Origin of the sequence: Enhydrobacter aerosaccus, assembly GCF_900167455.1 — a bacterium.
In the GTDB taxonomy this organism is placed as follows: Bacteria; Pseudomonadota; Alphaproteobacteria; order Reyranellales; family Reyranellaceae; genus Reyranella; species Reyranella aerosaccus.
In genome coordinates, this window is record NZ_FUWJ01000001.1 from 1,044,461 (window position 1) to 1,056,644 (window position 12,184).

Genomic DNA, 12,184 nt, shown 5'->3' on the forward strand with positions numbered 1-12,184 from the left:
ACCTTTCGAAATGGTTTTGTCATGACCGCATTGATCACGCCCATCATCTTGGTCGGGGGCTCGGGCAAGCGCCTGTGGCCTCTGTCACGCGAGAGCATGCCCAAGCAGTTCGTGCCCCTGCTCGGCGAGCGCTCGACCTTCCAGCAGACGCTGCTGCGCGTGGGAGACAAGTCCCTATTTGGCCGGCCGGTCATTGCGACCAACGAAAATTACCGATTCATGGCCGAGCAGCAGGCGCGCGAGCTGGGTATCGAGATCGACCTGCTGATCGAGCCGTCACGTCGCGACTCGGGACCCGCGATCGGAGCCGCTGCGGCCTATGCCAAGAGCCTGGGCACGGAGGCCGTGCTGGCCCTTGCCTCCGACCATCTGATCATCGGCGAGGAAGAGTTCCGGGCTGGGTGCCGCGACGGACTGGCGGCGGTGCGCCAGGGCGGCATCGTCACGTTCGGCATACCGCCGACCGAACCCAAGACCGATTACGGATATATCCGGCTCGGCAGCGAGAAGATCGGTGACGTCAGGAAGGTCGCCGCCTTCGTGGAGAAGCCCGACGCACAGACGGCGCTGCGGTACATCTCGGAAGGGCTGCTGTGGAACAGCGGCAATTTCCTGTTCTCGCCGGCTTTGCTCCTGGCTGAGATGGCGCGCTTCGAGCCGGCCATGGCGACCGCCGTGGAAGAGGCTGTCGCCAAGGCGAGGAGGGACGGCGCGACGGTGTTTCTGAACGCCGACGCATTCGCCCAGGCGCCAGCGAAGTCGATCGATTACGCGGTCATGGAGCGGACGGACAAGTGCTGGGTCGTCCCGGCTCGGTTCAGCTGGTCCGATCTCGGCACCTGGGGGGCGATGCTGGATGTCGGCACCGCCGATAGCGCCGGGAACGTCACGGAAGGGCCGGTCGAGCTCGATCAGGTCCGGAATTCCTATGTCCGCTCCGATGGCCCGCTCACGGCCGTGATCGGCGTCGAGAACCTGGTCGTGGTGGCGATGCATGACGCCGTTCTCGTCGGGCATCACGACGACCTGCCGCGGCTGAAGGACGTCGTCCAGCGCATGTCGGATCGCAACCACAAGGCGGCAACCGAATATGCGCGCATGCATCGATCCTGGGGCAGCGCCGAGGATATCGGGCGCGGACTGCATTTCCGGGTGCGACGGCTGACCATGAAGGCCGGCGAGCGGCTGGTCCTGCAAAGCCACAGACGACGCGACAAGCATTGGTTCGTGGTCAACGGCGTCGGCGAGGTACTGCTCGATGGCAAGACGCGCACCCTTGCCGTGAATGACTCGATTCTGATCCCACGGAACGGCATCCACAGCTTGCGCAACCCGGGATCGGAGATGCTGGAGTTCATCGAGATCCAGACGGGCGAACACCTCGACGAGGAGGACTTCGTCCGCCACGAGGACAGCCTGCAGCGTCCTCAGGCGGCCGTGTAACCGACCCGCTCTTCGGGCGGGACCGGCGGGATCAACCCGACAAGCCGGGCCGCGGCGCGCCAGGTCTCCGATGCTTCCTGGAAGCGTCCTTCGCTTTCGTACCCTTGGGCAAGCCGGGCATACATCCGGGCCTTCATCTCTGGGGGAGGGGGAGGCGGCAGCACGATAGCTGGACCGGCCGGCGCAGCGTCGCGGCGGCCAAGAGCCGTCATCAGCGCTTCCCGAGAGGAAGGGGCATCGGTGGACGGGGAGAAGCGAGCCGCGACGAGCGCGGCCTGGAAACGCTCGCTCCACTGCTGCAGCCGCGGCTGTCCCACCAGCTTTTTCACGGACGACGGTGTGCGCTGCAGGAGGTCGGTCCAGGCAGCTCTGGCCGTTCGGCGATAGACGTAGGCTTCGTCGTAGGGGAAGCCGTCGAGGTCGACCGGCGGAAACCGGCCGGCAACATCCTTGGCAATTTCGAAGAGCGCCTGCGCCAGTTCGGGACGGCCTACTGCCAGCGCGTGATTGATGAACGCGCGAGCATGGCCCCAGATGGAAAGCGCCCGCAGCATCGGATCGCCGCCCACCAGATTCGAGCTGGTGCAGATCGTGGCAATGAGTTCGAGACGCCCCCTGAAATGCACTGTCGCATCGCGCGGGTTGCTGCTGCTCTGACCGGCGTGCGAAGCGTATTTGGCAAAGGTCTCGGGCACGTACATCACGCGGGCGCGCGCTGCCAGTCGACACCAGAGTTCGAACTCGATGCAGTCCATGCCCCAGGTCTCCGCCTGGAGACCGGCATCGATCAGCGCCTGGCGACGAAAGAAGCTGGAGACGAAATAGGGAGTATAATCGCACGATAGATAGTCGAGGAAGTTGAAGGGACCACTCTTCCAGAATCCGGTCTGCTTGCCGGCAAGATCCGTCAGGATCGCATCGCCGGTGATGGCACCGGCATCAGGGCTTTTCTGCAACAAGGCGACGGCTCGTTCCACCGCATCGGGCAGAAGCTCCTCGTCAGCGAGGCAGGAGCCGATGAACTCGCCATTGCAGCGTTTGAGTGCCCGCCACAAACCTTCGCTCGGTCCGTTGTCGGGCTCCGATACGAGCTGCACGCGCTCGCCGTACTGCCGAAGGATGTCCAGCGTGCCGTCGGTCGATACGCCGTCCTGGACGATGAACTCGATGTTTGGATAGGTCTGGGCGCGTATGCTCTCGAGGGCGCGCCGGATAGAAGGCGCGCCATTGCGCACAAACATGAAAAGAGAGACGAGAGGGCTCTCGCCGGATTTCGCGTGGGCTTTTCCGGCGGAGGCTCCTGTCACTGCGCGCCTTGATCCCGCTGGGAAACGATCGGGCTCTGGATCGGCCACCAGATTTTCAAGGTCGGATCATTCCAGTGGATCGTGAATTGCGAGGCGCGATCGTATTCCGAGGTCTGCTTGTAATGGAAGATCGCGCGCTCGCTCATGACGACGTGACCGTTGCCGAACTTGGGAGGAACGAGAACCTGCAGGCGATTCGTGTCCGAGAGGGTGAACGAGGTCCACTGCCGATACTGGGCTGAATCCGGGTCGTTGTTCACGACCACGAAGTAGAAGGAGCCGTGCAGGCAGGAAATCAGTTTCCAGGTCTTGTTGTCGCCGTGAATGCCGCGCAGGACATGGCGATAGGACACGGAAATGTCGTCCTGGATGAACTCGATCGGGATGCCGGACGAGTAGTAGATGTTCTTGTTGTAGGTCTCGACGTAGTGACCCCGAAAATCCTCGAAGATTGTCGGCGGCTTGATCAGCAGCACCGAGTCCAGCTTGGTCGGAAAGACTTCCATCCTGTTCTCCCGTTCGGCCCGAGGGCCGTCCCCTGCCTTCTATTCCTGACGATAGATGATCGTCGATCCGGTGAAGTCGGCCCGCACCGGCACGCTGATGAGATGAGACAGCGCCTCGCGCACCTGCCGCCGCCGCTCGACGGGAACGACGAAGACCATGAAGCCGGCTCCGCCGGCTCCCAGCAGCTTGCCGCCCAGCGCTCCCGCGCGCATGGCGTCGTCATAGATCCGGTCGATGGTCGATGTGCTGATGGCGCTGGTCAGCGATCGCTTGAGTTCCCAGCTCTCGTGCAGAAGTCGCCCGAATGAATCGAAGTCGCTGCTGCGGAGAAGATTCACAGCCTCCGGAACCATCGCCTGCATCTTCTTGAGCGACGCGACGCGGGCATCGAAATTGTCGATGAGCTGCTTCGACAGCGTGCTCGAGAGCCGGCTGGTGCCGGTGTAGACCACCACCAGACGGCGCTCGAATTCCTCGCGCTGATCCTCGGCAAGATCGATCGGTTCGACGGCGAATCCGCCATCGGACTTGAACTGGATGACATTGAAGCCGCCATAGGCACTGGCGATCTGATCCTGGCAGCCGACGGCTTCCTTCAGCCGGTTCTGCTCGAGATCGATGGCGGCTTCCGCCAGAGCGTGTTTGTCGATGGTGCTGCCGCGCATGGCATGCAGCACATTGATCAGTCCGACGGCGAAGGCAGAGCTGGATCCGATTCCCGATCGCGCCGGCAGGTCGCCCTGGTGATGGAGTTCCACTCCCTCGTCGTCGTCGAAACTGACAGCCTGCAGGCCTTCGCGGACCGCCGGATGAAGAATCTCGGAGATCGCCCCGACCGTTTCGATATGCGACCAGACGATCCGGTGCTTGATACCGAAAAACGGGGGCAGGTGGCGACCGGTAATGTAGCAATACTTGTTGATTGCCATGGAGAGCACGGCGCCGCCGTGGGTCTTGTACCAGCCAGGATAGTCGGTACCGCCACCGAAAAACGAGATTCGGTACGGCGTCCGAGAGATCGCCATTAACATCGTATGAGATAATCCTATTGGAATGCCGGCCTCAAGGGGAAGCTCTGACGCTAGCGCGTCAGGAAGCGATTACCTTCGGTTTGAACCCGGCCCCTCCAGTAGTCGAGCAGGTCGCGCAGCGTCTGCTCGTAGGGGATTTCCGGCTTCCAGCCCGTGTGGGCCTCGAACTTCGCGGTGTTCGGGACCTGCAGGTCGGCATCGATGGGGCGCAGCCTGTCCGGATCGACCTCGATCCGGATATCGGACTTGCGCGGAGAAAAGGACAGGAGGGTGTCGAGAATCGCGCCGACCGTGCAGGAGTGCCTGCCGCCGATATTGTAGTAGGCGCCGACGATCGGATTGACGGTCACGAGCATGAAATAGGCCCGCACGGCATCGCGCACATCGGCGACTGTCCGCAGCGATTGCAGATTGCCAACCTTCACCACCGGCGGAATGAGATCGCGCTCGATCATGGCGATCTGTTTGGCAAAGGTCGATTCGGCAAAGACGTCACCGCGACGTGGCCCGGTATGGGTGAACATTCGCGTCGTCATGACGGTCATGCCGTAGGCCTCGGCATAGAAACGGCCCACCAGATCGGTGCCGACCTTCGAGATCGCGTAGGGAGAGGCCGGGTGGAAGGTGCACTCCTCGTCGATTGGTAGCTTCTCCTTCGGGACGCGGCCGAAGACTTCGGACGAGGCGCAGACATGGATCACGGCCTTGGGACTGGTCTGCCGCAGGGCATCCAGGACGCGCACCGTCCCCTGGATGTTCGTGTCCATCGTGTCCAGAGGTGCGTCGAAGCTGGTTCTCGGAAAGCTCTGTGCCGCGAGGTGGAAGACGTAATCCGGCCGGGCCTGGGCGACCGCCGTCTGGATCGAGATGGTGTCCCGCAGGTCGCCATACAGCAGGAACACGCGATCGCGCGCATTGATGCGACTGACCAGGTTGCTGAGATTGTCGAGCGGACTGCGCCAGCGGCAAAGGCCGTAGATGTCCCAATCGGTATTGGCGATCAGGTATTCTGCGAGGTGAGACCCGACCATGCCGGTGATGCCGGTAATGAAGACCCGCTTGGCCGTCATGTTCGTGTCGTCCTCGCTGTTCGAATTTCGATAGTATCCGCCTCAAATCGGCGGCGATGCGCTAACACAGCCAACGCCTTGCCGCCAGCCCGACCTTGAGGTCGATTGCCCTCAAAATCAGGCGCCGCACTTGTCGAGCATGGTCGTGAAGGCCTCCTCCAGGCGCCGGGCGAACAGCTTGGAATCCCCAAGGCCGAACTCCAGGGACATGCGCCTGAGATTGCGCCGAAGCTGCACGAGCTTGTCGCTGTCGGCAGCGAGCTTGGCGGCAACTTCGATATACTCGTCACTAGTGTGTCCAACGAGATCCGCACATCCGGCCGCTGCCACCAGCGAGGCGCCATAGGTGCTGGCAAAGCGGTTGCCGCGATAGGTCACAACCGGCACACCGTGCCACAGCGACTCGGCGATCGTGTTGCCGCCGCAGTAGGGCCAGGTGTCGAGGCTGATATCCACCCGGGCATAGCTGCGAAGCAGGAGCGGACGGTCCACGCCTCCCTCCAGCACAAGGCGGTCGGGCGGGATTCCGCAAGCCTCGAAACGGTCCGACATGAACCGGCGGTCGCTCGCCTGCGACAGTTGCGGATTCTGAACGTGCAGGACAGCGTCCGGGACGCGATGCAGCAGTCGAGCCCAGATCTCGACGAGCTCACGGCCGATCTTGGCGCCGGTCCCGAAGCATCCGAACGTGACGTAGCCGTTCTTGAGATGCGGTGCCTCCGTGACCGGAGGTTCGTCGAGCTTCGAATAGTCGAAGCAGAAGAAGCTGCCGGGGAGGCGATAGATCTCTTCAGAATAGTATCTCTCGGCAGGCGATCCGGTCGGGATGCAGACCTCGTCACTGATGACATAATCGACGTTGGGGACCTGGCTCGTGCCGGTGTGATTGAGGAAACTGACCTGAGCGGGCGCGCATCGCAGGCTCATCGCGCCAAAGCGATGGCCTGGGGAAAAGCCGGTCAGTTCGATGAAGACGTCGATATCGTCGGACCGGACCAGCTCGACGAACTCGCGGTCCGAACAGCTGGCGGGAGGCGTGTGACGCCAGACATCGAATATGGCCAGGATATCCGCCGGCAGCTTCTCCGGCGCATAGCCATAGATTTCGAACTTGGCGCGGTCATGGGCCTTGATCACTTCGCGCATCATGTTGCGCATCGTGTCCTTGTCCATGAAGGCGCAGTGATAGCCGATCCGGATCTTCCGGCCATTACGGCTTTTCGGAGTAAGCGTGATTGCCGGTCGGTCGCCGAGATGACGTCGAACCCACTCGGCCTGGCGGGCAGCCAAGGCCTCGTCGGTCGCCGTCGGGCTTTTCAGCATCGCCTGGCAGGCGACGCTGTCCAAGGTCGGACTGTCGGGCGGCCGGGCGCGGTCCCACATGGCGAGAGCGAGATCGATCTGTCCTCGGGTTTCATACCGCTCGCCGGCCATCGCGTAGAGTTCGGCATACATCGCATCCCACGGCGGCGCGGCCGGATGAAATCGTGCGCTCGGCAGGGTGAGGGCAACAACCTTCTGCGTGACCCACTGACCCCAGAGAGGATGATCCCAGACCTTGTAGCCGGCGTCGATCGACTTGCGGTCTTCCTTTCCCGCCCGGGCGGCCAGCATCTTCTGGATGGGCTTTTCCATCAATCCAAGGTTGTGGCTGCGGAGACAGAGAAGCCGATGGAGATTGCGCAAGGTCCGATGGTCGACGCGCAGCTGCTGGCGAAGGCCGGCGACCACCGTCATCAGGGGCGCCATGATCTCGGCTTCGACTTCGGGGCGGCCGAGGGCCCGGAAATCCTGCCACAGGATGGCGAGCTGGTCGGCTTTGCTCTCCCAGGAGAGCGACGGTCCGCCATTGGCAAAGAAGCCGTTACGCGAGAACTGCTGCGTGACCAGTTCGAGGCGATCGTCGATCGCGCGCTGCACGGAATTGGCAAGGCCGTCCACCTGCCGCAACGGATCGCGGCATTCGATGATCTGCAGATCGCAATAAGCGAGGCCCCATGTACTGGCGACACGGCAGCAGAGATCGAGCGCCAGCGAGTGGGAGAGCCAGTCATGCCGGCTCAATCCGACCGCGGCGAGTGCAGCGCGTCGAAAGAAAGCGGCAGGGAGAAAGGGCCTGTAGGGCGTGAGAAGAAGCGCGACGATATCCGCCTGCTTGAGGCAATCGCCGAAGGCGTTGATCAAGAAGCCGTCGGTGCAGATCCCGCCGATCGAGGGCCGTAACTCGAACTCGCGTTGCAATTTCGAAAGGGCGTCCGCGTGGAAACGTCCTTCATTGGGGCAAATGCCAAGGTATTCCCCACGGCATCGGCGGAGCGCCGACAGAATCGCGTCTCCCGCATGGTCCGCACAGCGCTCGAAGATCCGGATCCGCTTGTCGCTGTCGGCGGCAGCGCGAAACAATTCCAACGTGCCGTCAGTCGACCCGCAATCCTCGACGATCAATTCGAAGTCGGTGAGGGTCTGCAGACGCATCGCCTCCAGGGTTTCCCTTGCGGAGGCAGCTCGATCGCGGCCGTACCATATGATCGAAAACAGCGGTTTGGACGCGTCTGCCGGGACGCCTCCCATAGCGCCCCCTTGGATCACTCCTTCGGCTCCCAGACATGGATGCTGAAGCACTCATGGAAGCGGCTGCCGAAGCGCAGGCGTCGCGAATACACCAGGTTGATCCGGTCATCCGCCGCGAGCTTCTTGAGAGCCGGAAGCAATCCAACCAGGTATTTGCGGCGAGTGTGGTATTCGATAGCGAGTTGATCGTGTCTGGTCGTCGGGTCGTAGAGTTCGACCGTCGGCTCGACATGGACAACGCGGCGAGGACGCTGCTGGAGCAAGTAGTCGAGGAATGCGCCGAAGCGGTCGCCGGTCTGTTCCAGAGCGCACATGGTGAATACACCGGCGCCCGGACCGAGAACGAGATCCTTGCTGGGGGCAAAGAAGTCGAAGCGTTCGCCGCGGACCTTCATCCCCAGACGTTCGCGCAACAATTCGGCGATCCGTACGGCCGCCGGAGCCCAATCGAGCGCGCAGGCGGGGACTTCCGGAAACAGCTTCGCATAGGCCGCGACATTGAAGGCGCTGCCGCTGCCGAATTCGAAAAATCTGTCGACGTCCGAAAGGTAGGTTCGAAACAGCACATCCCGGAGGATTTCCATCACCCGGAGTTCGAACTGATTGCTCAGACTGAGCACGTACTGGCCTTGCCAGCGCAAGATCGTGGAACCATCCACAAACTTGGGGTTCAGGGCCGTCAAGTCGTATCCGGACGCCTCGAACCGCTCCAACTGCTCCTGCCAAGCGTCCCGCCAGATTTCCTTGCGGTGCTCGCCGACGACGGTGAAGCCTTCGTCGATGCGCTGCATCGTCTCGGCCTCGAGCGCCGACTGGCCTGCGGCATCTATTCTTGCGTAGGTGAGCTTTGCGCTGTGCAGAAGCTCTGTGGTTCTGGCATCCAGGGTTCCAGGCGCAATGCCGAGTGCCTGCTCGAACTCGGCAGGGCCAATCGTGACTTCGGTATTCATGGGAAAGCCGCGAAACGGAGCGACGTCTGGAAGCGGTCGGGGGCAGAGGGACGACGTTGCGGCATGCGACTCCGTGCGTTACGAAGCAGTGAAAGGGCGACACTTTGAACTTGCCGAGGTTGTACAACGACTGGAAGCGGCGGAGCAACTTGGTGTCGGCGCGAGAAAGCCCCAGTGGGAAGGTCGGCTGAAGCCGTGACAATTGCAGTCCTGGGGGCCACCGGCCTCGTCGGTAGATACCTTGTCGAAGCCCTTGCAGAGCAACGGTCCGAGCGCCTCATCGGCACCTTCCGCCACCGTCCTCCCTACGACGTTCCCCAGATCGACTGGATGCAGTGCGACCTCCGCCAGACGGATGCCGCAAAGCCCGTACTGGAGAAGGCCGACTGTGCTGTACTGTGCGCCGGTCAGCTCGCCACGAGCAGCGTCCTCCAGCACGATCCTGTCACGCCCATCGTCGATACGCTGAGAATCGTGACAAACGTTCTCGAGGCGGCGGCGGCGGTCCGGGTGCCGCGCTTTGTCCTCGTCAGTTCCTGTACCGTCTATCCGGCCCTGTCGCGGCCGGCGGTCGAGAGCGATGCCATGACAGGGGAACCGCAAGGGCAATGGTTCGGCGTCGGCTCAATGCACCGATATGGCGAACAGCAGCTGCGCTGGTATGTCGAGCGCCTGCAGCGAATCGGATCGGGGATCGTCCTGCGTCCGACCCTCGTCTATGGCCGTTACGACGATTTCTCGCCTCAGACCGGTCATTTCGTTCCGACCTTGATCTCCAAGGTCGTGGATCGCGTTCGACCGATCGAGATCTGGGGCAACGGCGAGCAATCGCGCAATCTGCTGCACGGGGCCGATCTAGCACAGGCCGTGCTCGCGGCCTTGGACGCAGACCTGCCGACTTACGCGACATTCAACGTCGTCTCTCCGGACGACGTGACCGTAAACAGGATCGTGCGGGAGCTTGTCGATCTGGACGGCTTCATCGACGCCGATATCCGCCACGATCTTGCGCGAGGCGGCGGCCCGTCCACCCTGGCAGTGTCAGGATCAGCGTTTGGAGCGGCCACGGGCTGGAAAGCCAGGACTGGCCTCCGGGAAGGGCTTTCGGATGCTGTCGCATGGTACCGGCAGGCTAACAAGTCTTGATGGCTTGGCGGAAGCGACGGCTCTGCTCCCAGGTTGGCGCATTGAAAGACCTTCCTCCTTTGGGTACGACTGTGGCGCCAATCCAGGTGAACAGTGGCCCTTGCGATGGGGAGAGTCGAATTTGAGCAGCCGTGACGAGTTATATCGCCGTCTCTTCAGAACCGCGCTTCTGATCAGACTCGTCGAACAGCGCATCATCGAGCTCTATCCCTCCGACAAGATCCAAAGCCCTGTGCATCTTTCCATCGGGCAGGAAGCCGTTGCCGTCGGCGCGTGCGATGCCTTGCGCAAGGATGACGTGGTCTTTGCGACTTATCGGTCGCATGCCTTCTATATCGCCAAGGGCGGTCGGCTGGATGCCATGTTTGCCGAGCTCTACGGCAGGATGGGGGGCGTTTCGAAAGGCAAGGCGGGATCGATGCACCTCTCTGCCCCGGAGGTCGGCCTCATGGGCTCGTCCGCCGTTGTCGCCAGTGCCATACCGCATGCCGTCGGTGCCGCCTTGGCTTTCAAGCGCCGGAAGAGCTCGCGTATCGCGGTGACTGTGTTCGGCGACGGTGCAACCGAAGAGGGCGTCTACCACGAAAGTCTGAACTTCGCCGCGCTGACGAAGGCACCGGTTCTCTTCCTGTGCGAGGATAACGGTCTGGCGGTTCATAGCCACCGCCACATCCGGCAATCCTACGGCTTGTTGCAGCATGCCGCCTCCTACGGGATTGCCACCCGGAGATTGGATGAAGGGTGGGACGCCGTTGCGGTCCGAGAGGCGACAGTCGAGGCGGTGGAGCGAGTGCGTGCAGGCGAGCCGTTCCTGCTCGAGATCGCCACCGCACGCTACAAGGAACATGTTGGCGTCGGCGAGGATTTCCATTTCGGCTACCGAGCCCAGGCCGATATCGACCGGTGGAAGCGGCACGATCCGCTGATCCAGGACAGGCAGTTGGTCGAAGCGCTGACGCCGGAAGTCGAACGCGAGATCGCCCAGGCCGTGGCATTCGCCGAGAGCAGTCCCACGCCCGGACGGGCGGAACTGCTCACCGATGTCCTCTAATTCGCGGATGCCGACAATGAACGTTACTGCGACGAAGCAGAAGCCCACCGCAACACGTGTCCTGTCTTATGCGGGTGCGCTTCTCGAAACGATGGATGCCGGTCTCGCCTCGAGCCCCAATGTCTTCATCATGGGGCAGGGGGTCGATGACTTTAAGGGCATCTTCGGGTCGACGACCGGGCTTGCTGAAAAATACGGTGCCGACCGCGTGTTCGACGTCCCACTCATGGAAGAGGGGATGACCGGTGCGGCGATCGGAGCGGCTTTGGTCGGTGATTATCCGATCACCACGCACATTCGCGCCGATTTCGCCTTCCTGGCGATGAACCAGATCATCAATCTGGCGTCCAAGTATTCCTATATGTTTGGCGGTCTAATGCGCTGCCCGATGCTGATCCGCGTCGTGGTCGGTCGCAGCTGGGGACAGGGGGCACAGCATTCGCAGAGCCCGCAGGCGACCTTCGCGCACTACCCCGGTCTGACGGTGGTGATGCCGGCGACCAGCCAGGCGATCGTGGACATGTATCCGCAGATCATCAACAAGCATCCGGGACCCGTGATCAGCATCGAGCATCGTCTGCTCTACAATCTCGACTTTTCGGTCGCCGACTCCGGATCGAAGATTCCGCTCACCAGCTACGTCGCTCGCCCCGGCAAGGACGTCACCGTGGTGGCAACTTCTGTCATGGTAATCGAGGCACTGCGTGCTGCGCAGTATGCCGAGGACAAGGCGGGCATCCAGGCGGAGGTCATCGATCTCAATTCGATCAGCGATCCCGATTGGGATCTCGTGGTCGACAGCGTCCGCAAGACCGGTCGGCTGGTGATCGCCGATACATCCTGGCTCGAATATGGCCTCGCGGGCGAGGTGTGCCGGCAATTGGTCATGCGTGATCCGGGCTTGCTGAGGGTGCCGCCGGCGATGCTGGGCATGGCCAAGGCGCCTTGTCCGACGGCGAAGAGCCTCGAGGACCTCTACTATCCAAGCCAGCACGAGACCGTCGATGCGATCCTGACCCAGGTGAAGGGCCAGGAGCACGGAATTCCGCTGCCGACCGAACGGTCGATGACGGAAGGCTACAAGCGGTTCCGCGGTCCGTTCTGACCC

At 62.3% G+C, this 12,184-nt stretch carries 10 protein-coding genes; 4 read left to right on the plus strand and 6 right to left on the minus strand.

Annotated elements, in window-relative coordinates; genetic code table 11:
• Nucleotides 1-21: 21 nt before the first annotated feature.
• Nucleotides 22-1,443, plus strand: a complete 1,422-nt coding sequence (locus B5D62_RS04925; protein ID WP_218190943.1) for a mannose-1-phosphate guanylyltransferase/mannose-6-phosphate isomerase — start codon at nt 22-24, stop codon at nt 1,441-1,443.
• Here B5D62_RS04925 and B5D62_RS04930 read toward each other — a convergent pair.
• The 6 genes from B5D62_RS04930 to B5D62_RS04955 form a co-directional block, all read right to left on the minus strand.
• Nucleotides 1,428-2,684, minus strand: a complete 1,257-nt coding sequence (locus B5D62_RS04930) for a glycosyltransferase (protein WP_085932669.1) — start codon at nt 2,682-2,684, stop codon at nt 1,428-1,430. The two genes, B5D62_RS04925 and B5D62_RS04930, sit on opposite strands and share 16 nt — an antisense overlap.
• A gap of 62 nt (nt 2,685-2,746) precedes the next feature.
• Nucleotides 2,747-3,256, minus strand: coding sequence for a dTDP-4-dehydrorhamnose 3,5-epimerase family protein (locus B5D62_RS04935; protein WP_085932670.1), 510 nt, complete (start codon nt 3,254-3,256; stop codon nt 2,747-2,749).
• Nucleotides 3,257-3,295: 39 nt separating this feature from the next.
• Nucleotides 3,296-4,282, minus strand: coding sequence for a GHMP family kinase ATP-binding protein (locus B5D62_RS04940; protein WP_085932671.1), 987 nt, complete (start codon nt 4,280-4,282; stop codon nt 3,296-3,298).
• A 56-nt stretch (nt 4,283-4,338) separates the two neighbouring features.
• Complete coding sequence (locus B5D62_RS04945) at nt 4,339-5,358, minus strand: GDP-mannose 4,6-dehydratase (protein WP_085932672.1); 1,020 nt, start codon at nt 5,356-5,358, stop codon at nt 4,339-4,341.
• A gap of 117 nt (nt 5,359-5,475) precedes the next feature.
• The gene (locus tag B5D62_RS04950) at nt 5,476-7,929 is read right to left on the minus strand and encodes an O-linked N-acetylglucosamine transferase family protein (RefSeq protein WP_085932673.1); all 2,454 of its coding nucleotides are present in this window, start codon (nt 7,927-7,929) and stop codon (nt 5,476-5,478) included.
• 14 nt (nt 7,930-7,943) lie between these two features.
• Nucleotides 7,944-8,879 carry a hypothetical protein gene (locus tag B5D62_RS04955; protein ID WP_085932674.1) on the minus strand — a complete coding sequence of 312 codons (936 nt, stop codon included), beginning with the start codon at nt 8,877-8,879 and terminating at the stop codon, nt 7,944-7,946.
• 195 nt (nt 8,880-9,074) lie between these two features.
• On the opposite strand from B5D62_RS04955, the gene B5D62_RS04960 reads away from it, so the two are divergent.
• From B5D62_RS04960 to B5D62_RS04970, 3 genes are all read left to right on the plus strand, one after another.
• Nucleotides 9,075-10,025 carry an NAD-dependent epimerase/dehydratase family protein gene (locus B5D62_RS04960; protein ID WP_170920787.1) on the plus strand — a complete coding sequence of 317 codons (951 nt, stop codon included), beginning with the start codon at nt 9,075-9,077 and terminating at the stop codon, nt 10,023-10,025.
• A 121-nt stretch (nt 10,026-10,146) separates the two neighbouring features.
• Complete coding sequence (locus B5D62_RS04965) at nt 10,147-11,076, plus strand: thiamine pyrophosphate-dependent dehydrogenase E1 component subunit alpha (protein ID WP_218190944.1); 930 nt, start codon at nt 10,147-10,149, stop codon at nt 11,074-11,076.
• A gap of 16 nt (nt 11,077-11,092) precedes the next feature.
• On the plus strand, nt 11,093-12,181 hold the full coding sequence (locus B5D62_RS04970) for an alpha-ketoacid dehydrogenase subunit beta (protein ID WP_170920788.1): 1,089 nt from the start codon (nt 11,093-11,095) through the stop codon (nt 12,179-12,181).
• The last annotated feature ends 3 nt before the right edge of the window (nt 12,182-12,184 follow it).

Excerpts from the sequence above, each read along its gene's own strand:
- B5D62_RS04925 (WP_218190943.1), top strand. The coding sequence starts at position 22 with ATGACCGCATTGATCACGCCCATCATCTTGGTCGGGGGCTCGGGCAAG.
- B5D62_RS04930 (WP_085932669.1), bottom strand. The coding sequence starts at position 2,684 with ATGTTTGTGCGCAATGGCGCGCCTTCTATCCGGCGCGCCCTCGAGAGC.
- B5D62_RS04935 (WP_085932670.1), bottom strand. The coding sequence starts at position 3,256 with ATGGAAGTCTTTCCGACCAAGCTGGACTCGGTGCTGCTGATCAAGCCG.
- B5D62_RS04940 (WP_085932671.1), bottom strand. The coding sequence starts at position 4,282 with ATGGCGATCTCTCGGACGCCGTACCGAATCTCGTTTTTCGGTGGCGGT.
- B5D62_RS04945 (WP_085932672.1), bottom strand. The coding sequence starts at position 5,358 with ATGACGGCCAAGCGGGTCTTCATTACCGGCATCACCGGCATGGTCGGG.
- B5D62_RS04950 (WP_085932673.1), bottom strand. The coding sequence starts at position 7,929 with ATGGGAGGCGTCCCGGCAGACGCGTCCAAACCGCTGTTTTCGATCATA.
- B5D62_RS04955 (WP_085932674.1), bottom strand. The coding sequence starts at position 8,879 with ATGAATACCGAAGTCACGATTGGCCCTGCCGAGTTCGAGCAGGCACTC.
- B5D62_RS04970 (WP_170920788.1), top strand. The coding sequence starts at position 11,093 with ATGAACGTTACTGCGACGAAGCAGAAGCCCACCGCAACACGTGTCCTG.